Raw genomic sequence first — 21,421 nt, 5'->3', positions numbered from 1 at the left:
CCGCGGGCGGGGAGAGGCCTGAGCTCCGAAGGGGCTCAGGGAGCAGCGAACCGCAGGTTCGCCGCGAGGGTGAGGGGGAGGCGCCGGATTTGGCTCCTCCGGAAACACCCCCTCACCCTCGCTCCGGCTTCGCCTCCGCTTGCTGCGTCTCCTGAACGGAGACACAGCCCTCTCCCCGCCCGCGGGGAGAGGCGGAATCCCGCGCCATTTTCTTTCCCGAACTGCCCTGCGGATAGGGCGGAAAGCCGCCGCTCACACCGCCCGCCGCAGCGCGTCGCCCAGCATCGACGCCATGGTGTCGATGTGCTCGGCTTCCGCGATCAGCGGCGGCGACAGGGCGATGATGTCGCCGGTGACGCGAATGAGCAGGCCCTTCTCGAAGCAATCGGTGAAGACGTCGTAGGCCCGGGCCCCCGGCGCCCCGTCCCGGGACTTCAGCTCGATGCCGGCGATGAGGCCGATGGTGCGGATGTCGATCACGTTCGGGCAGTCGCGAAGCGCGTGCATGGCCGCGTGCCACTGCGCCTGGACCTGCTTCGTGCGGGTGAGGAGGCCTTCCTCCTCGTAGATCTCCAGGGTGGCGAGGCCGGCCGCGCAGGCGACCGGATGGCCCGAATAGGTGTAGCCGTGGAAGAGCTCGATCGCGCCCTCCGGCCCGTGCATCAGCGCGTCGTGGACGGCCCGGGTGGCGAAGACCGCGCCCATCGGGATCGTGCCGTTGGTCAGCCCCTTGGCGGTGGTGACGAGGTCCGGGGTGACCCCGAAATAATCGGTGGCGAAGGGCGCGCCGAGGCGGCCGAATCCGGTGATGACCTCGTCGAAGATCAGCAGGATGCCGTGCTTCGTCGCGATCTCGCGCAGGCGCTCCAGGTAGCCCTTCGGCGGCACCAGCACGCCGGTGGAGCCCGCCACCGGCTCGACGATCACCGCCGCGATGGTCTCGGCGCCGTGGAGCGCCACCAGCCGCTCGAGGTCGTCGGCGAGATCGGCGCCGTGCTCGGGCTGGCCCTGCACGAAGGCGTTGCGCGACAGGTCGTGGGTGTGGCGCAGGTGGTCGACGCCCGGCAGGAGCGGGAACATCCGGCGGTTGTTGACCAGCCCCCCGACCGAGATGCCGCCGAAGCCGACGCCGTGATAGCCGCGCTCGCGCCCGATCACCCGGGTCCGCGTGCCCTGGCCGATGGCGCGCTGGTAGGCGAGCGCGATCTTGAGCGCGGTATCGACCGATTCCGAGCCCGAGCCGGTGAAGAACACCCGGTCGAGCGTGCCGGCCGGCGCGATGGCGGCGAGACGCTCGGCGAACTCGAAGGCGATCGGGTGGCCCATCTGGAACGAGGGCGCGTAGTCGAGGGTCGAGAGCTGGCGCTCGACGGCCTCGGCGATGCGCCGGCGGCCGTGCCCGGCATTGACGCACCACAGGCCGGCGGTGCCGTCGAGGACGGTGCGCCCGTCATCCGCCGTGTAGTGCATGCCCTCGGCCGCCACGAGCAGGCGCGGCGCCGCCTTGAACTGGCGGTTGGCCGTGAACGGCATCCAGTAGGCGTCGAGGCTCGGGCGGTTGAGGCGCGGCGGATGGGCGTTCATGGCGGGGGGCTCCGGCGGGGTCGTCTGGGGCGGTTTCGCCCCCAGACAAGACCGTTCCGGCACGGGCAACAAGTCCTTTTCTGGGTCGGCGCAACCCTTTGACGGACCATGCTGCGTGGTTAAGGTGTTGCCCGATCCGCAACAGCCTCAACAGGGGAGCCGGGGTGACCAACGACGAGGTGGGCGCGCGCCTGCGCCATGTGCGCCTCCTGCACGGCCTGTCGCAGCGGGCGCTGGCGAAGCGCGCCGGGGTGGTGAACTCGACGATCTCGCTGATCGAATCGGGCCAGACCAACCCGTCGGTCGGCGCCCTCAAGCGCATCCTCGACGCGGTGCCGATCGGGCTCGCCGAGTTCTTCTCCCTGACGCCGGAGCGGACCGAGAAGGCGTTCTATGCCAGCGAGGAGCTGGTCGAGATCGGCAAGGGGCGGATCTCCTACCGCCAGGTCGGCGACACCCTGTTCGGCCGCGCCCTGCAACTTCTCAAGGAGCGCTACGAGCCCGGCGCGGATACCGGCCGCGTGCCGCTGGTCCATGACGGCGAGGAGGGCGGCATCGTGCTCTCGGGGCGGCTGGAGGTGACGGTGGACGACGAGCGCCGGGTGCTCGGGCCGGGCGATGCCTATTACTTCTCCAGCCGCCGGCCGCACCGCTTCCGCTGCATCGGCCCGAATCCCTGCGAGGTGGTGAGCGCCTGCACGCCGCCGACCTTCTGACCGGCTTGAAAATCCCGGATCGTATACAATATACGTTCGACTGAACCAGCGAGGATGCGAGCATGGCCGTGACGGCGCGCCGGACGACCGGCCTGTCCTCCCCCGAGGGCCTGCGGCACCGCACCGTCTCGGCGGCGGTGGCCGAGGCCCTGCGCCAGCGCATCCTCTCGGGCACCCTGGCGCCGGGCTTCCAGCTGCGCCAGGACGCCCTGGCGGAGGAGTTCGGCATCAGCCGGATCCCGATCCGCGAGGCGCTGCTGCAACTCGAAGCCGGCGGCCTCGTCAAGATCGTGCCGCATCGCGGCGCGGTGGTCTCGGGGCTCTCGGTCGAGGAGATCGAGGACGTGTTTCAGCTCCGCGTCTCCCTGGAGCCGCAATTGCTGATCCTCTCGGCCCGTCATCTGACCCAGGAGGATTTTTTGGAGCTGCGCGCCTTGCGCGACGAGTACAGCGCGGCGCTTGCGGCCGGTGAGGTCGCGCATTGGGGCGAGCTGAACCGGCGCTTCCATCTCGGCCTCCTGCGCCATGCCGGCCGGCCGCGCTCGCTCTCGATCGTCGCCGGCCTGCTCCAGGATTGCGACCGCCCGACCCGCCTGCAACTCTCCGTCACCGGCGACGTCGCCCGCGCCGACATGGAGCACACCACGATCCTCGACCTGTGCGAGGCGGGGGAGATCGTCGCGGCGGCGAACCTGCTGCGGATCCATGTCGAGCATGCGGGCCGCTCGCTGGTCGAGATTTATCGGAAGTCGGCGGTTGCGGATTGAATGCTTGCTTCAGCAAAAATATTGCACGACGTAAAATAAACACGACGGACAATCCCATTCCCCAGCCTCATCCTGAGGTGTCAGTCGATCGAAGATCGACTGACACCTCAGGATGAGGTCGCGGGTGGGAATGCCGATGCCGTCACCTGTCCCGGAATGCTTGTCCTGCGTCAGAACACCTGCCGCAGTCCCCAATACAAGCCACCCGCCAGGGTGATCGCCGCCGGCAGGGTCAGGATCCAGGCGAGCGCCAGGTTGCGCACCGTCGTCATCTGCAGGCCGGTGCCGTTGGCCCACATCGTGCCGGCGACGCCGCTCGACAGGATGTGGGTGGTCGAGACCGGCAGGCCGTAGGCTTCGGCGAGCCCGATCGTGCCGGCGGCGACCGCCTCGGCCGAGGCGCCCTGCGCGTAGGTCAGATGCTGCTTGCCGATGCGCTCGCCGACCGTGACGACGATCCGCTTCCAGCCCACCATCGTGCCGAGGCCGAGCGCCAGGGCGACCACGACCTTGACCCAGGTCGGGATGTACCGGGTGCCGTCGTCGAGGGTGTGCCGATAGGCCGTCAGGGTCGCCTTCTCGGTGTCACGGAGCGGCGAGTGCTCGCCGGTGAGGAGCCGCACCGCGTCGCTCGCGAGATACATGTCGGCGCGCAGGTTCGGCGTCGCCTCCGCCGGCACGTGGCGGATGGCGCCGTAATTCTTCACTTGCCCGGCGATGTCGTCCGCGAGGCCGGCGAGCGCCGCGAAGGCGTCCGGCGCGGCGAGCGCCTTGGCCGGTGATTCCGCCTTCAAGGCCTCGCCGACCTGGGCCCGGGCCCGCGCCGCGTCCGGGATCGGGGCCCCGCCGGCATGGTCGCGAAACACCCGGCTCGCGCTCTCCGAGCCCTGCACGAAGGCTTGTGTGCTCGAATCCGGCATGGTGCGGTTGAGCGCGTAGGCCGTGGGGGCGGCGCCGATCAGGATCAGCATGATCAGCCCCATGCCCTTCTGGCCGTCATTGCCGCCATGCGCGAAGGACACGCCGGTGCAGGTGAGGATCAGCAGGCCGCGGATCCAAAGGGGCGGCGGCGCCTCGCCCTCCGGTGCGCGGTAGAGGTCGGGCCGGCGCACCAGGCGCTTGAGCACGAGGAGCAGCCCGGCGGCGCAGACGAAGCCGACGAGAGGGCTGAACAGCAACGATTCGAGCACGCTCGCCGCCTGTCCCCAGGCGACGCCGGAGGCCGCATGGCCCGGCGCCATCAGCTGGTTGGCGAGGCCGACGCCGATCACCGAGCCGATCAGCGCGTGCGACGAGGAATTCGGCAGGCCGAGGGCCCAGGTGCCGAGGTTCCACACGATCGCGGCGAGCAGGAGGGCGAAGATCATCGCGTAGCCGGCCCCCGAGCCGACCTGGAGGATCAGCTCGACCGGCAGCAGGGTCACGACGCTGTAGGCGACCGCACCCGTCGAGGCCATGACGCCCAGGAAGTTGAAGGCGCCGGACCAGATCACCGCGACGAGCGGCGGCATCGAGTGGGTGTAGATCACCGTCGCCACCGCGTTGGCGGTATCGTGAAACCCGTTCACGAACTCGAAGGCGAGCGCGATCAGGAGGGCGAGGCCGAGGAGCGCGAAGGCCCCCAGCGCGAGCGGCGGCTGGCCGGCCCGCTGCATGTCGGCGAGGAGGTTGGTGCCGCCATAGGCGAGGCCGGCGGCCAGCACGGCCAGGAAGCCGATCGTCGCCGCCGGGTGGACGCGATGGTCGAACCGGCGGCCGGGCCGGGCGTGACCATGCGCCGCGCCGGCGCGGTCGGGGGCGAGGGCGGCGTCGGACATGGCGGACCCGTGGGCAGACTCGTGGCGGCGATCCGCCAAGGATAGGGCGCCCGGATGGCAAGTCGATGACGCGGCAAGGGCTGACAGGGCCTTCGCGAACCCGCCCCGGCTGTCGAAAACCACGCGTAAATGCTTAAGGGGCTTGCGTTCTGCGAGACGCAACCCCAAATTCGTATGAACACCGCTGCCCCTGCGACGCGTGTGCGCGGGTCGACAGGGGCGCGGATCTCATGGGTGGAGCATCCGGTGACGGACCTGCCCGCAACGAACCGGCCCGGTGCCCTTCTGGTCGAGGGTGGCGGAAGGCCAGCGAGTCAGTACCCGATGAACCAGCTCGTGCGCATGTCGCATATCGTGACCGCAGACGCCGTCGAGGAGCCCTCTCCGAGCCTCCGGGTTCCGTTCGCCCAATCGGGCGCCTTCGTGTGCAAGTTCATCATCGGCGAACCGAACGACCGTGCGGTCTGCTGCGGGGCGCCGGTGCAGGACGGCAAGAGCTGGTGCGCCTTCCACCGCCGGATCGTCTTCGAGCCGACCCGGCCAGGGCGGCTGCGATAGCAGAGGCCGGCCGGGACCGCTACCCCGTCCCGCGCCATTTTTCCCCACATCGCTCTCAGGCCGCCCGGCCGTAGATCGGGAAGGCCTCCCGCCGGCCGCGCAGGGGCTGGCGGCTGACCTCGCGCCAGGCCTCGCCGGAGGCCCAAGCCCCGCCGGAGACCTGAGCCGCATCGAGCGCCGCCTGCGACACCAGGGTGGTGGTCCCGAAGGTCTTGGTCGCCTGTTCGAGCCGGGCCGCGACGTTGACCGCGTCGCCGAGCACGGTGAATTCGAGCCGGTCGTCGTCGCCGACCACGCCGACGAACACCTCGCCGCAATGCACCCCGATGCCGATTCGCACCGGTGCTTCGCCCGATTCGGCGTTCCACGCCGCCACCCCTTCCTCTAGCCGCTCCGCGAAGGCGAGTCCTTGAGCGGCGGCCTCCGCCCGCGCCTCTGGCACGCCGAACACCACGAGCGCACCGTCGCCCATGAACTTGTCGATCACGCCCCCGGTCTCCCGGGCGGCCTGGGCGACGCAGCGGCGGAACCCCGTGACCAGGATCGCCACCGTCTCGGGATCGGCCCGCTCGGCGATCGTGGTGGAGCCGCGCATGTCGACGAAGGCGATGGCCGCGTGGCGACGCTCGCCGAGCCGCAGGCCGCCGCCCTGCGCCATGCTGCCGCCGCGCTCCAGGAGCGGCGCCAACTCGGCGGGCAGGAAGCGCGACAGGGCCGCCCGCCGCGCCGTCTCGCGCAGGGCCAGCACCGCGAGCAGCGCCATGATGCCGACCGACACCACGCTGCCGATGCCCACCATCGCCTCGATTCCGTGGGCGTGCCGCTGGTAGCCCAGCAGCACCTCGTCCTCCTGGGCGCGCATCGCCTCGATGATCCGGCGGATCTCGTCCATCTCGGTCTTGCCCTCGCCCGCCCGCACCAGGGCCAGCGCCCCGTCGCGGTCGCCGGCCCGGTCGAGGGCGAGCGTCCGGTCGAGTTCGACGAACTTGCGGGCGATGGCGGGGCGCAGCGCCTTCAGGCGGGCCTCCTGGGGGGCCGAGCCGCGCAGCTCGGCGTCCAGCACCGGCAGCTCCGCGGCGATCCGGGCCTGGCCGGCGGTGTAGGGCACCAGGAAGGAGGAATCACCGGTCAGGAGGTAGCCGCGCTGCCCGGTCTCGCTGTCGAGGAGGTCGGCCAGCACCTGCATCAGGGTCCGGTCGACCGACAGCGTGTGGGTGATGCGGTGCTGGACGGTGCTCTGCCAGGCCAGCAGCAGCCCGTTGGCGGAGCCCACCAGCAGCAGCAGGGCGGCCCCCGCGGTGGTCAGCCCGGCCCGGCTGCGCACGGGGCCGAGCCGCGCGCGGAGCGGCCGGCGGGGCGCGGGGCTTTGCGTCGGGTCTGGGGTCATCGGTGATCCGTCCGGCGCCGGGCGCGGGACGGGCCCTCGGCTTTCCCAGGCGATATGGGAGAGTTTTCGCCGCCGGCCATCGACCGGGCGGCTTACTTCCGCTCCGACGCAGGAGTCTTCGGGGTTTATGGATTTCTCTTAGGGAAGGTCCGATGATCAGACCGGTGCGGGCCGCCCCCTCTCCCCGCGGGCGGCGAGCGGATTCACACTTCTCCTCCGAGAGCTAACCCTCTGGAAATATGGGCGCTTTCCCCTCCCCCTTGTGGGGAGGGGTTAGGGGTGGGGGTGGTGCCGCGTAAAGCGCGCGGTCTATCCGGTACCACCCCCACCCCCATACCCCTCCCCACAAGGGGGAGGGGAGGCGCGCTACCTTCGAGAGGGAGAACGCTCGAACCGAGATGTGTGAATGCGATAGCCGCCCGCGGGGAGAGGGGAATACCCGCGCTATTGTCGTCTCCGAAAATTGCTCCGGACAGCCCCGCACCTCACGATTGCCCCGCCGCCCTGCGCCGGGCCGGCGCGGTTTCCTCCTCCCGCGCGTCCGGCTGCGTCACCTCAGGCTCCCCCAACGGCGCCACGATGGTGCAGACCACGCCCTCCCGCGGGAAGCTCAGGCTCACGGTGCCGTCGAGCTCGCGGGCGAGGCTGCGCTCGATCAGGCGGGAGCCGAAGCCGGTGCGGGTCGGGGGGACGACCGGCGGCCCGCCGCTTTCCTGCCAGCGCAAGGCGAGACGCCCCTCCGCGACGCTCCACGACAGGGCGACCTGGCCCGCCGGCACCGAGAGGGCGCCGTACTTGACCGCGTTGGTGGCGAGCTCGTGCAGCGCCATGGCGATCGACAGGGCGATGCGGGGCGGCAGGCGCAAGGCGGGGCCGCCGACGACGAAGCGCTCCCCCGGCCCGTTGAGGGGCGCGAGCGCATCCTTCACCACCTCGGCCAGCTCCGCCCCCTCCCAGCTCTCGCGGGTGAGCACGTCGTGGACGCGGGCGAGCGCGATCAGCCGCGCCTCGAAGGCCGTCCTGGCCCCGGCGGCGGCCGGCCCGTCGAGGCCGCGCAGGCTCTGCATCGCGATCGACTGCACGGTGGCCAGCGTGTTCTTCACCCGGTGGTTCAGCTCGTGCACCAGGAGGCGCAGGTGATCCTCGGCCCGCTTGCGCTCGGTCACCTCCTGGTGGATGCCGATCACCCGGCGCGCCCGGCCGCCGGCATCGCGCTGCACGATCGCCTGGGCGCTGACCCAGCGTAGCTGAGCATGGTCCGGGCGGATCCGGAACTCGGTGCGGTAGTCGGAATCCCCGGCCAGCAGGGCGGCGAGCGCCGCCTCGATCCGGGCCCGGTCTTCCGGATGCACGGTGCGGGTCCAGGCCTCGTGCGAGAGCGGGGCGGCCCCGAAGATCTCGGCCGAGCGGGCCGAGAGGCGGTGCTGCCCGGAGGCGAGGTCGATCTCCCAGGTGCCGAGCCGGCCGGCGGCGAGCGCCAGACGCAGGCGCTCCTCGCCCTCGCGGAGCGCCGTCTCGGCGTCCTTGGCCTCGGTGATGTCGACGTTGCAGCCGGTATAGCCGAGGAAGCGGCCGTGATCGTCGAGGCGGGCGACCCCCTCGCACAGGATCCAGCGCGTCGCCCCGTGCCGGTCGATCACCCGCATCGCGTGGCGGAAGGGCGTGCGCGCCGCGAATGCGGTCTCGAACGCCGCCGCGAAGCCGGGCAGGTCGTCCGGGTGGACGACCTCGCGCCAGCGCCCCCCGGCCAGCGTCTCGGTCGAGCGGCCGAACAGGTAATCGTAATGGAGGTTGGCGAACACGATCTCGCCGGCCTCGTCGGTCATCCAGATCAGGGCCGGGGCGGAATCGGCCATGTGGCGGAAGCGCGCCTCGCTCTCGCGCAGGGCGGCGAGGCTGCGGCTCTGCTGCTCGAGCGCCTGGTCGCGCTCGGCGATGCGCCGGCGCAGGCTCTGCGAGGCGTCGGCCAGCACGTCGGCGAGCTGGCGGATCTCGCGGATCGGCGTCGAGACCCGCGGCACCGGCTGGCCGACGGCGAGCGCGCCGCCGGCTTGTGCGAGCTGGCGCAGCGGCTCGGCGACCCGCGCCCACAGCTTCACCGCCAGGACGGAGGACACCGCCAGCGCCAGGAGCCCGAACCCCCCGAAGGCCAGGACCCAGTGGCGCAGCGGCGCCTCGACCTGCTGCTTGGGGATGCTGGCGCCGACGGTCCAGCCCGCCGCCTTCGCGGTGGTCTCGACGTAGAGGACCGGCCGCTTGCGGCGGTCGACCCCCTCCCAGATGTCGGGGGCGCCGGTCGGGGAGCCGCGCAAGGAGGTCTGCATCGGCTGGCCGGCGAGGCTGTCCTGATCCTCCGAGCGGGCGAGCAGCAGGCCCTTGCGGTCGATGATCGCGGTGGTCCAGCCCGGCGCGAGATCCTGGACCAGGATCTGGTGCAGCCGCGCCACCGGCACCGTGAGGCTGAGCACGTAGGCCGGTGCGCCCCCGACCATTACCGGCACCGCCACGTCGTAGGTCGGCGCCCGCCCGGGCGCGCCCGCCCGGACGTCGCCGACCACCGGGCGCTTCGTCGCCAGCACGGCGGCATCCTCGGGATGCGGGTCCTGCGGCAGCGGCGCGCCGTGGGGCAGGGCGGTGTTGACGAGCTGGGTGCCGTCCGGCCGGCGCAGCGAGAGGCGGAAGCCCGTCGCCTCCGTCACCGCCTGGGCCTGGGTCTCGAAGCCGGCGAGTCCGTGATGGCCGAATCCCTCCTGCCGCAGCCGCGGCGAGGCCGCGAGGGTCTGGAGCACGGAGACGAGCCCGGCCATGTCCCGGTCGACGCTGAGCGCGATGCCGCGCACGCTCTCGCGGGCATCCTGCTGGAAGCGCACCCGCTCCAGGGAGGCGTAGCGACCGAGCAGCACGGCGGTGAACAGCAGGCCGGGCCCGATCATCGCGATCGCCAGGGCGACGAGGTAGACCTGCGTCGACAGCCCGTCCCGCCGCAGGGCGTTCAGCCGGCGGCGGATCATGGCGTGGTCCTCATGACGACCGTCCCTGGACCCTGTCTTGCCTTGTGCCCTGTCCTGGCGGCGCGCCGGCGGCGCGGCTCGGTCAAGGCGTCAGGCCCTGTCGATGTGGCCGAGGTCGCGGCCCGGCTCGATCCGGTCGCGCACCCGCTGCTTGAGGGTCTTGATGTCGGGAAATCCCCCGTCGCGCTTGCGCTCCCAGATCAGGGCGTCGCCGCAGGTGATCGCGAAGGCGCCGCCGGTCCCGGGGATCAGCGCCACCTCGCCGATCGCGTCGCGGAAGGTCGAGAGCAGCTCCTGCGCCATCCAGCCGGCCCGCAGCAGCCAGTTGCATTGGGTGCAGTAGGTGATGGCGATGCGGGGCTTCTCGGCCTCTGGACGGGGGGCGGTGTCGCTCATCGTGAGGGAGACTCCGCCTCCGATCCCCCCGCTTGTCAACCCGCGCGGATTGGTCGCCGCGGCTCCCGCCTCACGCGAGCTGGCGCAGCACCAGGAGGCTCACGCCGACGCCGACGATGCCGGCCGCCACCGACCCTCCCACATAGGCGAGCGCCGCCGCGTGCGCGCCGCGCTCCCAGAGCAGGAAGGCCTCGAGCGAGAAGGTCGAGAAGGTGGTGAAGCCGCCGAGGATCCCGGTGGTGAGGAAGAGCCGCAGGGCCTGCGGTCCTCCGCCCCGGGCGGCGAACCAGCCGGTGAGCACGCCCATCATGATCGAGCCGAGGATGTTGATCACCATCGTGCCGAACGGGAAGCTGCTGCCCGCCCGCGCGGCCCAGAGATTGACGCCGTGGCGCAGGGCCCCGCCGAGGCCGGCGCCGAGAAAGACCACCAGGTAGCTCACCGCCGTCAAGTCTCCTGCCAAGTCTTCTGCGACGTCTCCGTCGATCCCGCGAGGCTTCTGCCACGGTCCGCCGATCGGGGCGAGGCCGCCGGCGCAACCGTGGCCTGCGCGCCGCACCGGGTTCCATTCGGTGCGAACGGGCAACACTCCGTCACGTGCCTGTCACCGAACCGCCCCATCCCTGCCGCAAAGTCAGCCTGGGGGCGAATCGTGACCATTCTTTCCATCCGCGCCGCGCTCACGGCGGGCGGCCTGATCGCCGGCGCGGGGCTCGCGCAGGCCCAGTCGGTCCAGGTGCGGGTGCCGAACCTCCAGCCCGTCGACGGGCCGGTCTCGACCGATGTCGGCGGCACCACAATCGTCAACCAGGGCCTCCAGGGCGTGGCCCGGCTGCCGGCCACCACCCGGGACTTCCTCGGCGATTCCCTCGGCTCGTTCTCCTCGCTCGCCGTCGACCTCTCGACCTGGCGGCGCAACGGCGACACCTATACGGGCACGCTCTACACGCTGCCCGACCGCGGCTACAACAACCCCGACGGCGGGCTGTTCAGCGACTATGCCGGCCGGCTCAACCGCTTCAACTTGAGCTTCACGCCCTATGCCGGCACCGCGGCACTGCCGCAGGCCACCACGTCGCAGCGCCAGATCACCCTGACGCCGGATGGCGGCATCGTGCTCACCGATGCCAGGGGCCAGCGTTTCAGCGGTCTCGATCCCGCTTCCGGCACGACCACGCAACTCGGCGCCGTGCTGCCCTCCGCCGCCACCGGCCCGAGCGCCGGGCGCATCAGCCTCGACGCCGAGGGCCTGGCGCGCCGCCTCGACGGCTCGTTCTACGTCAGCGACGAGTACGGCCCGAACATCTACTATTTCAGCCGCGAGGGCCGCCTCCAGGGCCTGATCGGCATCCCGGCGGCGCTCCAGCCGGTGACGAACGGCCAGCTCAACTTCAATTCGCTCAATCCGCCCGATACCGGCCGGCGCAACAACCAGGGCCTCGAGGCGCTGGCGCTGACGCCGGACGGGCGCGGCCTCGTCGCCATCCTGCAGAGCGCGACGCTGCAGGATTCGGGGCCTAACCAGCAGCAGCGGACCAATACCCGCATCCTCTACTACGACGTCTCCGGCACCCCGACCCCCGGGGCGCCGAGCCGCGAATACGTGCTGCAGCTGCCGGCCTACCAGCAGAACGGCAATGGCGGCGCCCCGAACCGCACCGCGGCCCAGAGCGAGATGCTGGCGCTCAACGACACCCAGTTCCTGGTGCTGTCGCGCGATTCGAACGGGCTCGGCACCGGCAACACCACGCCGATCGTCTACAAGAGCGTGCTCTTCGTCGACACCGCGGGCGCGACCAACATCGCCGGCACCGCCTATGACGGCACGACGCCGATCGCCCCGAACGGCACCTTGCGGGCCGGGCTGACCCCGGTGCAGAGCCGGGAGGTCGTCGACCTGCTCAACCCGGTGCAGCTCAACCGCTTCGGGATGAACCTGAATACCAACCCGGCGAGCCAGACCACCCTGCCGGAGAAGATCGAGGCGATGGGCCTCGTGCCGGTCTTGAGCGAGCGGGCGCCCAACGACTATTTCCTGCTCGTCGGCAACGACAACGACTTCCTGACCCGCCAGGGCGTCATCAACGGCCAGCCCTACGATGCCGGCATCAACAACGACAACATCCTGCTCGCCTACCGGCTGACCCTGCCGACCTACGTCGATCCGCTCTCGCTCGCCGTGATGAAGGCGACGGCGCCGACGGTGCTCCAGGGCCTCGGGGCCGGCGCGATCGGCGTCGCGGCCTCGGCGACGCGGGGCGTGCAGGACCACCTCTCGGCGCTCCGCCGCAGCGCCGGACTTCCCGGCCAGGGCGCCTGGGGCACCTCCGGCCCGGCGCTCTGGGTCGGGGGCGACTTCGTCTTCGCCGACCAGCCGCGCAACGGCGGCCTGTCCCTCGACCGCACCATCGCGCAAGGCTCGGCGGGCTTCGACCTGCCGCTCACCGGCCCGTGGCGGGCCGGCCTCGCGGTCGGCGGCGGCTCGCTGTCGCGGCCGCAAGGGTTCCGCCAGGACCAGAGCGCCTTCACGGTCGCGGCCTATGGCGGCTATTACGGCCCGACCTTCTATGCGCAGGGCATCGTCGGCGGCGCCCCGATCATCGACCTCTCGGGCATCCGCCGCCCGGCCGCGTACGGGCTGACGGCCGACTCCAAGACCTCCGCCACCGCGCTGTCGCTCGACGGCGAGGCCGGCCTGATCCTCGACCGCGACGCTTTCCGGCTGATGCCCTTCGCGGGCCTGAGCCACCTCTCGGCCCGGGTCGGCGGCTTCACCGAGACGGGGGCGGCGGGCAACAACGTCGCCTATGGCGGCCTCACGGTGCTCCAGACCACCGCCCGCTTCGGCGCGGAACTCGCCTATACGGGCTTCGGCGGCATCGTCCCCTCGGTGCGGGTGGCCTACAATCTCGGCCTCGGGCCGCAGCAGAAAGCCGGCCTGTTCCGCCTCGCCAGCGTCCAGAACCCGATGGCCGTCGCGACCGCGGCGATCCCGTTCCTGACATCCGACTACGTCACCGCCGGGGTCGGCCTCCAGGGCAGCCTGACCGAGAACCTCGGCTGGCGGGTGGATTACCAGGCGGCGATCGGCACCCGGGCCGGGGTGGCGCATGGGGTGACGGCGGGGCTGCGGTATCAGTTCTGAGGGGTGGGGACCTCAGAGCCTGTTTGAGCGGATTTGACAGCCAAAATCTGACGGTGAGCATGAGATGTCCTACCCATCCACCTCATCCTGAGGTGTCATACCAACGGCCCTAAACTTTGACCTTCGCCCAGTCGCGCGCTGTGATTGAGGTCACGAGGTCCGGGTTGTTGGCGAAGAAGTTCCAGGCGTCGCAGCAAGCCTCGACGATCTGCCTGTAGTCACGGAACACCCGATTGGCGAGCTTGTTCTGGCGCACGTATTGCCAGACCAGTTCCATCGGGTTCAGCTCCGGCGAGGACGCCGGCAGATGCAACAGCGTGATGTTGTCCGGCACCGCCAGGCCACGCGGTCGGCGTGTCTTGGCGGTGCCGTGATAGCCGGCCCCGTCCAGCACCAGGATCGCGTGTGCGCCCTCGGCCACCTGCTTGCTGATCTCGGCCAAGTGCAGCGACATCATCGCGGTGTTGACCGTCGGCAGCACCAAGGCCGCGCTGGTCGCGCGCGCCGGGCAGGCCGCGCCGAACACGTACGCCCACTTGTAGCGTTGGTCGCGGGGCGCCCGCGGGCGCGTGCCCTTGCGCGCCCAGACCCGCGTCAGCGTGCCCTGCTGGCCGACGCGCGCCTCGTCCTGAAACCAGATCTCGAGCGGCTTGGCGCGGACGGGTTCGGGCAGGACCTCTGCCACGCGCGCGGCGAAGTTTTTTTAAATGCTTCCTGGATCTCCTCGTCGGCCTTGGGATGCTGCGGGCGCACCGAAAGCCGCACGAAGCCAAGCTCCGCCAGGTGCTTGCCAACGGTGCGCTCGTGCATCTCGACCCCGAACAGATCCTTGATCCGCGCCTGAAGGTCGACCCGGCGCCAGCGCACCACGCCATCGGTGTCGACGTCCGGCCCCGCCTCGACCAGCGCGGCCAACTGCTGCTTCTGGTCGGTCGTCAGCTTGGCGGCCCGGCCTGGCGCCTTGCGGTCGCTCAGACCTTCAAGCCCCTCGGCGTTGTAGCGGTGGACCCAATCGCGCAGGGTCTGGCGGTCCATGCCGCAGGAGCGGGCCGCCGTGGTGCGATCGGCACCCTCCAGCACCAGCGCGAGCGCCAGCATGCGACGCGCCGCCGGAATGCTCGGCGCCTTGGACGATGCTGCGCGCAACGCCTCAGCGCTCAGATCCGTGCGGGTGATGGCGATCCCGGTCATGGCACGCTCTCCTGATCCGTGAACCGAATCAGAACTGGAACCCGCGCGCAACACGCCGAGTCAGCCTCACCGGCCGTTGGTATCAGTCGATCGAAGATCGACTGACCTCGAAGGAGGGCTCCAGGGATCGCGGAGGCTTCTGGAGCCCTCCTTCGAGGCTCCTTTCAGTCGCACCTCAGGATGAGGTGCTGGGTAGGATATCCCCCCAATAATCTCATGTATTTTTCAGAAATTACTGCTCAAACAGACTCTGAAAGAATACTTGAGTTGCAAGAACAGCATCGCAAGGTAATTTTCCATCCTATCCGCGACCTCATCCTGAGGTGCGACCGCAGGGAGCCTCGAAGGAGGGCTCCCTGCGGTCGCACCTCAGGATGAGGTTGTGGATGGGATTGGAGTATGTCGATCAGTCAAACAGGCTCCCACTCTCTCGATAATATTCATGCTAATATCAAAGGTCGTCTTCAACGACCGTTGGAATCACGCGCGAAGAAGCGGCGATGCACACTGACTGTATCGCAAAGCCGCGCCTATCCTCCGAACCGATCCCGCCACGCGGCTTGCGCCCCCGCCACCGGCAAGGCGCTCGCGTGGTACACCCCCAACGCCACCGCCCGCGCCAGCACCCGCGCCGCGGCATCGCCCAGCCGCGCCAGATCCCCGACCGGATCGGCGAGCGGCACGGCGCCCGTGGCGGCGGCAAAGACCAGGTCGCCGTCCAGCGGCGTGTGAGCGGGCACGATCGCCCGGGCGAGCCCGTCCTGCGCCGTCACGGCGAGGCGGCGCGCCTCGGCCTTGGTCAGGCGGGCATCGGTCGCCACCACCGCGATCGTCGTGTTGGCGCCGGGCATCGGCTTCATCGGCCAGGCGAAGGCGTCGGCCGGGATGGTCGGCGCGGGGCCCAATCCCCCGAACTCGTCGCCCTCCTCGAACGGGCCGGCCCAGAAATGCGGCCCGTCCCCGACCGTGACCCGCCCGAGCGCGTTCACCGCCACGAGCGCCGCGACGCGGGCGCCCGTACCCTCGACCATGGCCGAGGCGCTGCCCAAGCCCCCCTTGAGGTTGGCGGTGCGCGCCCCGAGCCCGGCCCCGACCGAGCCCATCGCCACCGGACCGGCGCTGGCCGCGGCCGCCGCCGCGAAGCCGAGGTCGCGATAGGGCGGGTAGCGGCCCCACGCCTTGTCGCCGCCGTTGAGGAGGTCGAACAGGATCGCCGCCGGCACGATCGGCACCCGCGCCGGGCCGACCGCGAAGCCGCGGCCGGTCTCGGCGAGCCAAGCGGTGACGCCGGCGGCCGCGTCCAACCCGAAGACCGAACCGCCGGACAGGACGAGCGCATCGACCCCCGGCACCGTGCGCTCGGGATCGAGGAGGTCGGTCTCCCGCGTGCCGGGCCCGCCGCCGCGGATGTCGACCGCCGCCACCGTGGGTGTGTCGAAGACGATCGCGGTGACGCCGGACAGCGCTCGCGCATCCTCGGCGTGACCGACGCGGAGGCCGGCGATGTCGGTGAGGCTGCCGCTCACCGCGGCTCGGCCCGGCGCATCAGGTCGGCGACCGCCGCTTCCTCCGCGGCCGAGAGGGCCTTGGGCGCCGTGGCCTTGCGGCGCCGGCCGGCGGCCCAGAGGGCGAGCCCGCCGAGGCCGATCACCAGCACCGGCGTCAGCCAGAGAAAGGCGGTGTGCCAGGCCAGGACCGGGCGCAGCAGCACGAACTCGCCGTAGCGGTGGACCATGTAATCGACCACCGCGTCGTTGCTGTCGCCCTGGCGCAGGCGCTCGCGCACGATCAGCCGCAGGTCGCGGGCGAGCGGCGCGTCGGAATCGTCGATCGACTGGTTCTGGCAGACCAGGCAGCGCAGGCCGGCCGAGATCGACCGGGCCCGCGACTCCAGGCCTGGATCCTTCATCACCTCGTCGGGCTGCACCGCGCCGGCGGCGACGGGAGCGAGCAGCGCCAGGGCGAGAAGGACGGAGCGGACAGCGCGCATCGGGGCCTACTCCGCCGGGACCGAGTGGGGCGGCACCGGGCCGGCGGCGTCGCGGATCGCCGGCTTCAGGGCCGGGGCGCCGACGCGGAAGCGCCGGTCTGTGAGGGAGAGACCGCCGCCGAGCGCCATCACCACGGCGCCGAGCCAGATCAGCAGCACCAGCGGCTTGTAGTACAGGCGGATGCCGACGCTGCCGTCGGTGCCGGTCTCGCCGACGCTCGCATAGACCTGGCTCACCCCGCGGGTCAGCAGGCCCGCCTCGCTCACCGACATGTTGCGCGAGGCGTAGAACCGCTTGCCCGGCTCCAGCACGCCGACCGGCACGCCGTCCTCCCGGATGGTCAGGTGGGCGACGGTCTCGGTGTAGTTCGGCCCGGTGCGGGGCAGGACGCCCTCCAGCGCCGCGACGTAGGGGCCGGCGCGCAGCTCGCCGCCGCGCGGCACGGTGGCGAGCGATTCGACGCTCCAGGCCTGCGCGGCGATGCCGATCACCGTGACGCCGACGCCGGCATGGGCCAGCGCCGTGCCCCAGGCCGAACGCGGCAGGCCGGCGGCGCGGCGCAGGGACAGGCCAAAGGTCTTGCCCCTGGCCCGGGTGACGATCTCGAGGGCGGCGCCGATCACCAGATAGGCGCCGAGCCCGATGCCCAGCGGCGCCCCGACCGGCCCGCCCCAGGTCACCGCGACGGCGCCCAGCGCGATGACGAGGGCCAGCGCGAAGCCGGCGAACAGCCGCTGGCTCGCCGCCGCGAGGTCGCCGCGCTTCCAGGCCAGCGTCTGGCCGAACGGCACGACGAGGAGCAGCGGCACCGCGAGCGGCACGAAGGTCAGGTTGAAGAACGGCGCCCCGACCGAGATCTTTTCGCCCGTCAGCGATTCGAGCGCCAGGGGGTAGAGCGTGCCGACCAGCACCGTGGCGCAGGCCGCCGACAGGAACAGGTTGTTCATCACCAGCGCGCCCTCGCGGGAGATCGGCGCGAACAGGCCGCCCTGGCGCAGGGTCGGCGCCCGCCAGGCGTAGAGCACCAGCGAGCCGCCGATGAACAGCACCAGGATGCCGAGGATGAAGGTGCCGCGGGTCGGGTCGGTGGCGAAGGTGTGGACCGAGGTGAGCACGCCGGAGCGCACCAGGAAGGTGCCGAGCAGCGACAGGGAGAAGGTCAGGATGGCGAGCAAGACCGTCCAGACCTTGAGCGCGTCGCGCTTCTCCATCACGACGGTGGAATGGACGAGCGCCGTGCCGGCGAGCCAGGGCATCAGCGAGGCGTTCTCGACCGGATCCCAGAACCACCAGCCGCCCCAGCCGAGCTCGTAATAGGCCCAGTACGACCCCATGGCGATGCCGACGGTGAGGAAGCACCAGGCCGCGAGCGTCCAGGGCCGCACGGCGCGCGCCCAGGCGGCGTCGATCCGGCCCTCGATCAAGGCCGCGATGGCGAAGGCGAAGGTGATCGAGAAGCCGACATAGCCGAGATAGAGCAGCGGCGGATGGATCGCGAGGCCGGGATCCTGGAGGAGGGGATTGAGGTCGCGGCCCTCCATCGGGGCCGGGTTGAGCCGGGCGAAGGGGTTCGAGGTGACCAGGATGAAGAGCAGGAACACCGCGGTGATCGCGGCCTGCACGCCCAGCGTGTTGGCGCGCAAGGTCGGCGGGACGGAATTCCGGGCGAGCGCCACCACGGCGCCGAACAGCGCCAGGATCAGCACCCAGAGCAGCATCGAGCCCTCGTGATTCCCCCAGACGCCGGAGATCTTGTAGATCAGCGGCTTCATCGAGTGGGAATTCTCGACGACGTTCTGGACCGAGAAGTCCGAGGTGACGTGGGCGTAGGTCAGCGCCCCGAACGCGAAGGCGATGCACGCGAAGGTGGCGAGCGCCGCCGGCACCGTGACGCTGCGCAGGACCGGGTCGCCGGTGCGGCTCGCCCAGACCGGCATCACCATCTGCGTCAGCGACAGGGCGAGCGCCAGGGCGAGGGCGTAGTGACCAACCTCGATCAGCAACGGGGCGACCTTTCGGTAAGCGTTTCAGTCATCGGAACGGGAGATCGGTCGACGGCTCTCCCGTCCCGGCATCCTGCCGCGGCGGATCGCGGGCGTCATCGTAGTCCGCTTCGTCTCCCGCGCCGCCAAGACCTTCCGCCGCACGGGGACCGCGCTATTTGACGGCGGTGCGCGAGACGGGCTCGGCTTGCGGTTGCGCAGACGCGCCCTGGGCGGAAGAACTTGCCCCCGGCTTGCCGGCGCCTTCCTGCCAGCGCCCTTGCGCCTTGAGGGCGTCGGCGACCTCGCGGGGCATGTAGGTCTCGTCGTGCTTGGCCAGCACCGTGTCGGCGCGGAACGTCCCGTCGGCCTGGAGCACGCCCTCGGTCACCACGCCCTGGCCCTCGCGGAACAGGTCGGGCAGCAGGCCGCGGTAGCGCACCGGCACGGTCGAGCCGGTATCGGTGACGGAAAATTCCACGTGCCCGTCGGCCTCGCGCTTGAGCGAGCCGGCCTCGACCAGCCCGCCGAGGCGGAAGCGGGTGCCCGGCGCGACCTTCTGGCTCGCCACCTCGGTCGGCGAGCGGAAGAACACGATCGTGTCGCGCATCGCCGAGAGGACGAGCCCGGCCGCCACCGCCAGCACGGCGCCGCAGACGAGGATGAGGACGGAACGGCGGCGCCGGCGCGTCATGAGGGGCGTCTCCCGGGGGCCGGCCTGGAGACGCCGGCTCTGTCGATGGTCATGTCATAGCAGAGCTTGCCCGGCGAGGCCGAGACGGGCGCGCGCTGGAACCCTCCCCCCTTTGCGGGGGAGGGTGGCCCCTGCGTCAGCAGGGGTCGGGAGAGGGGAACCACGTTTCCGGACAGGTCGTGCGCTTGATGAAGGGCGCCCCCTGGATCAGCGTCGCGCCGCCCCTCTCCCGGCCTGCTCCGCAGGCCACCCTCCCCCGCAGAGGGGGGAGGGGTCAGGAGCGTCGCGATTCTCACGGCACCGCCTTCGCTGCACCCAAACCCAGCTCCCGCGCCACGTCGTCCAGAGCGGCCAGCTTGCCGGGGTCGCCCCCGAGCGCGGTCCGCGCCTGGGAGAGGGTCGCCTCCGCCTTCGGGCGATCACCGAGCACCACGTAGGAGCGCACTAGCCGGCCCCATTCCTCCGGCGATCCACCCTTCTCGGCCAGCCGCTGGGCCAGCCCCTCGACCATGCCGCGGATCATCCCGCGCTGCTCCTCGCTCATGCCGGGATTCCCGCCGGGATTCCCGGCCGCGGCGGCGGGCGGCACGGCTTTGCCGTCGAGGCGGGCGAGGCTGTCGCGCACCATCGGCAGCCAGGGCGCCTCGGGGGGCGCGGCGGCGGCGAGCGCGGCGTAGCGGGCACGGGCCGTCTCGCGGTCGCCGTCCTGCTCGGCGGCCCGGGCGAGGTAGAATTGCGGCTTGACCGCCTTGGGATCCTGCTTGAGCGCCCGCTCGAAGGCGTCGCGGGCCTTGGCCGAGACGACCCCGTCGCCCGCCGCCACCAGGGCCTCGCCGTAATCGGCCAGGCGCCCGGCGTCGTCGCCGAGGATGCGCAGGGCATTCTCGTAGGCCTTGATGGCGTCCTCGGTGCGGCCGAGGCGCAGGTAGACCGGGGCGATCACCGTCCAGCCGCGGCCGTCCTCCGGCGCCTTGGCGAGGTGGGCCTCGATCTGCGCCAGGGCCGCCGCGAGGTCGTTGCCGGCCGATTGGGCATGGGCCAGGCGCTCGGCCTGGGGCTGGGCCGGCAGGTCCGGCGAGCCGTAGATGCCGTAGACGAGGAGGGCGACGAGCGGCACCGTCGAGAGGGCGAAGGCGGAGGCCGCCCGGCGCCGGCGCAGGGCCGGCTCGCCCACCGCGCCCGGGTTCCGGCCGGGCTCGCGGCTCGCCCGCAGCAGGCGGCGCGCGGCCTCGGCCCGGGCCGCCTCGGCTTCCGGAGCGGCGAGGAGCCCGCGGGCGGCGTCGCGGTCGATCTCGCGCAACTGGTCGCGGTAGAATCCGGTCTCGGTGGCGATGCGCGCCTCGCCTTCGGGGAGGCCCGCGAGGGCCGGGCGGCGCGACATGGGCCAGAGCAGGGCGAGCACCGCCAGGCCGGTCATGAGCGCGAAGATGAACCAGATCGCCGTCATGCCCCCTCTGTATCCCCCGGGCCCGGGAGACACGATTCTGGCCCGTGGCGACAAGGTGTCACACATTTCTACCGGTGCTCGGATCACGTTTTGTGAACCGCGAATTCGCAAGAAAAAATACTTACAAAATCTATTTAATAGCGAACACGAAAAACAAATTTATCAAATAAGCAAAAATTCAATTACATAACAAAATATTATTATATATCTACTATATGGTAAGGCCTATGCGGAAATGCATAATCCTATAAAAATGTTGCTGTAGAAATTGATACGGGTATTTTCCTTGGGTAACTTGAAACAAATAGGTGATTAGATATTGACTCTATCGAAGCTGATCGCCGCGGCATCGATTATTACTTTGACCGCCAAGGCAGATTGATGTACGAAGGGGCAATATCACTGCCGGCAATCGATGTCGGTCGTAACGATGTCGCAAGCTTGTTCAGTGGTACGCCCGTTTATAGCGATGGCTATGGCTTTGTGCCCGGTCGCGGAGATGGAGGCAGTCTGCCTTTCAGTAGCGACATATACAAGAACGTAGCTGGAAATACGGTTTCGGGTTTTTCAGGATTCTTTGGAGGAATATGGGGAAAAATCGGAACAATGATGTTCAGTTGGATGGGCGCGGCTATCACGTCGTACGATCCTTCTCAGTATAGACCTGCTGATCCGAATTTTGGTTATGGATCGTTCGCGCCTGGAACAGCGCCGTGGACTAGCTCTTTCATGCCG

The 21,421-nt window shown here is 70.6% G+C and carries 16 protein-coding genes; 4 read left to right on the top strand and 12 right to left on the bottom strand.

The window, feature by feature from the left end; translation table 11 throughout:
- Positions 1–252 precede the first annotated feature (252 nt).
- The gene (gene aptA, locus HBB12_RS17735) at positions 253–1,584 is read right to left on the bottom strand and encodes an omega-aminotransferase AptA (protein WP_236990553.1); all 1,332 of its coding nucleotides are present in this window, start codon (positions 1,582–1,584) and stop codon (positions 253–255) included.
- Positions 1,585–1,748: 164 nt separating this feature from the next.
- Between aptA and HBB12_RS17730 the strand changes: the two genes are divergently transcribed.
- Together HBB12_RS17730 and HBB12_RS17725 are read left to right on the top strand one after the other, a co-directional pair.
- Positions 1,749–2,300, top strand: a complete 552-nt coding sequence (locus HBB12_RS17730; protein ID WP_236990552.1) for a cupin domain-containing protein — start codon at positions 1,749–1,751, stop codon at positions 2,298–2,300.
- A 62-nt stretch (positions 2,301–2,362) separates the two neighbouring features.
- Complete coding sequence (locus tag HBB12_RS17725) at positions 2,363–3,067, top strand: GntR family transcriptional regulator (protein WP_236990551.1); 705 nt, start codon at positions 2,363–2,365, stop codon at positions 3,065–3,067.
- A 170-nt stretch (positions 3,068–3,237) separates the two neighbouring features.
- Here the strand turns inward: HBB12_RS17725 and HBB12_RS17720 are convergent, their stop codons facing one another.
- On the bottom strand, positions 3,238–4,884 hold the full coding sequence (locus tag HBB12_RS17720; protein ID WP_236990550.1) for an inorganic phosphate transporter: 1,647 nt from the start codon (positions 4,882–4,884) through the stop codon (positions 3,238–3,240).
- 129 nt (positions 4,885–5,013) lie between these two features.
- Between HBB12_RS17720 and HBB12_RS34300 the strand changes: the two genes are divergently transcribed.
- Positions 5,014–5,442, top strand: a complete 429-nt coding sequence (locus tag HBB12_RS34300) for a GcrA family cell cycle regulator (RefSeq protein WP_336886939.1) — start codon at positions 5,014–5,016, stop codon at positions 5,440–5,442.
- 55 nt (positions 5,443–5,497) lie between these two features.
- Here the strand turns inward: HBB12_RS34300 and HBB12_RS17710 are convergent, their stop codons facing one another.
- The 4 genes from HBB12_RS17710 to crcB all read right to left on the bottom strand — a co-directional run bounded on the left by HBB12_RS17710 (position 5,498) and on the right by crcB (position 10,678).
- Entirely contained in the window at positions 5,498–6,829 is a 1,332-nt protein-coding gene (locus tag HBB12_RS17710; protein WP_236990549.1) for an adenylate/guanylate cyclase domain-containing protein, read from the bottom strand.
- 485 nt (positions 6,830–7,314) lie between these two features.
- On the bottom strand, positions 7,315–9,840 hold the full coding sequence (locus HBB12_RS17705) for a sensor histidine kinase (protein WP_236990548.1): 2,526 nt from the start codon (positions 9,838–9,840) through the stop codon (positions 7,315–7,317).
- Positions 9,841–9,930: 90 nt separating this feature from the next.
- Positions 9,931–10,236 carry an Rdx family protein gene (locus HBB12_RS17700; RefSeq protein ID WP_236990547.1) on the bottom strand — a complete coding sequence of 102 codons (306 nt, stop codon included), beginning with the start codon at positions 10,234–10,236 and terminating at the stop codon, positions 9,931–9,933.
- Positions 10,237–10,306: 70 nt separating this feature from the next.
- A complete protein-coding gene (gene crcB / locus HBB12_RS17695) occupies positions 10,307–10,678 on the bottom strand; it encodes a fluoride efflux transporter CrcB (protein WP_236990546.1) in 372 nt (123 codons plus the stop codon).
- A 210-nt stretch (positions 10,679–10,888) separates the two neighbouring features.
- On the opposite strand from crcB, the gene HBB12_RS17690 reads away from it, so the two are divergent.
- Entirely contained in the window at positions 10,889–13,381 is a 2,493-nt protein-coding gene (locus tag HBB12_RS17690) for an esterase-like activity of phytase family protein (protein WP_236990545.1), read from the top strand.
- A 109-nt stretch (positions 13,382–13,490) separates the two neighbouring features.
- Here HBB12_RS17690 and HBB12_RS17685 read toward each other — a convergent pair.
- The 6 genes from HBB12_RS17685 to ccmI form a co-directional block, all read right to left on the bottom strand.
- Positions 13,491–14,572 (bottom strand): IS630 family transposase gene (locus HBB12_RS17685; RefSeq protein WP_236987631.1). Its coding sequence is split into 2 segments (ribosomal slippage): positions 13,491–14,086 and positions 14,086–14,572, totalling 1,083 coding nucleotides; the frame shifts between segments, so codons are not numbered across the junction.
- A gap of 530 nt (positions 14,573–15,102) precedes the next feature.
- The gene (locus HBB12_RS17680; RefSeq protein WP_236990544.1) at positions 15,103–16,098 is read right to left on the bottom strand and encodes a P1 family peptidase; all 996 of its coding nucleotides are present in this window, start codon (positions 16,096–16,098) and stop codon (positions 15,103–15,105) included.
- Positions 16,095–16,562, bottom strand: a complete 468-nt coding sequence (locus tag HBB12_RS17675; protein ID WP_236990543.1) for a cytochrome c-type biogenesis protein — start codon at positions 16,560–16,562, stop codon at positions 16,095–16,097. Before HBB12_RS17675 ends, HBB12_RS17680 begins: the two co-directional genes overlap by 4 nt.
- Before the next feature lie 6 nt (positions 16,563–16,568).
- Positions 16,569–18,566: a heme lyase CcmF/NrfE family subunit gene (locus HBB12_RS17670; RefSeq protein WP_236990542.1), complete on the bottom strand. Its 1,998-nt coding sequence runs from the start codon at positions 18,564–18,566 to the stop codon at positions 16,569–16,571.
- Positions 18,567–18,720: 154 nt separating this feature from the next.
- Positions 18,721–19,239 carry a cytochrome c maturation protein CcmE gene (ccmE, locus tag HBB12_RS17665; RefSeq protein ID WP_236990539.1) on the bottom strand — a complete coding sequence of 173 codons (519 nt, stop codon included), beginning with the start codon at positions 19,237–19,239 and terminating at the stop codon, positions 18,721–18,723.
- Between the two features lie 292 nt (positions 19,240–19,531).
- Positions 19,532–20,686, bottom strand: a complete 1,155-nt coding sequence (gene ccmI / locus HBB12_RS17660) for a c-type cytochrome biogenesis protein CcmI (protein WP_236990538.1) — start codon at positions 20,684–20,686, stop codon at positions 19,532–19,534.
- Positions 20,687–21,421: the final 735 nt, after the last annotated feature.

It is taken from the genome of Methylobacterium sp. SyP6R (genome assembly GCF_019216885.1).
In the GTDB taxonomy this organism is placed as follows: domain Bacteria; phylum Pseudomonadota; class Alphaproteobacteria; order Rhizobiales; family Beijerinckiaceae; genus Methylobacterium.
The sequence above is the reverse complement of the archived record's forward strand: the minus strand, read 5'-3'. Positions and strand labels throughout refer to the sequence as shown.

Coding starts and splice junctions, on each gene's coding strand:
- aptA (WP_236990553.1), bottom strand. CDS start 1,584: ATGAACGCCCATCCGCCGCGCCTCAACCGCCCGAGCCTCGACGCCTAC.
- HBB12_RS17725 (WP_236990551.1), top strand. CDS start 2,363: ATGGCCGTGACGGCGCGCCGGACGACCGGCCTGTCCTCCCCCGAGGGC.
- HBB12_RS17720 (WP_236990550.1), bottom strand. CDS start 4,884: ATGTCCGACGCCGCCCTCGCCCCCGACCGCGCCGGCGCGGCGCATGGT.
- HBB12_RS34300 (WP_336886939.1), top strand. CDS start 5,014: ATGCTTAAGGGGCTTGCGTTCTGCGAGACGCAACCCCAAATTCGTATG.
- HBB12_RS17710 (WP_236990549.1), bottom strand. CDS start 6,829: ATGACCCCAGACCCGACGCAAAGCCCCGCGCCCCGCCGGCCGCTCCGC.
- HBB12_RS17705 (WP_236990548.1), bottom strand. CDS start 9,840: ATGATCCGCCGCCGGCTGAACGCCCTGCGGCGGGACGGGCTGTCGACG.
- HBB12_RS17700 (WP_236990547.1), bottom strand. CDS start 10,236: ATGAGCGACACCGCCCCCCGTCCAGAGGCCGAGAAGCCCCGCATCGCC.
- HBB12_RS17675 (WP_236990543.1), bottom strand. CDS start 16,562: ATGCGCGCTGTCCGCTCCGTCCTTCTCGCCCTGGCGCTGCTCGCTCCC.
- ccmE (WP_236990539.1), bottom strand. CDS start 19,239: ATGACGCGCCGGCGCCGCCGTTCCGTCCTCATCCTCGTCTGCGGCGCC.
- ccmI (WP_236990538.1), bottom strand. CDS start 20,686: ATGACGGCGATCTGGTTCATCTTCGCGCTCATGACCGGCCTGGCGGTG.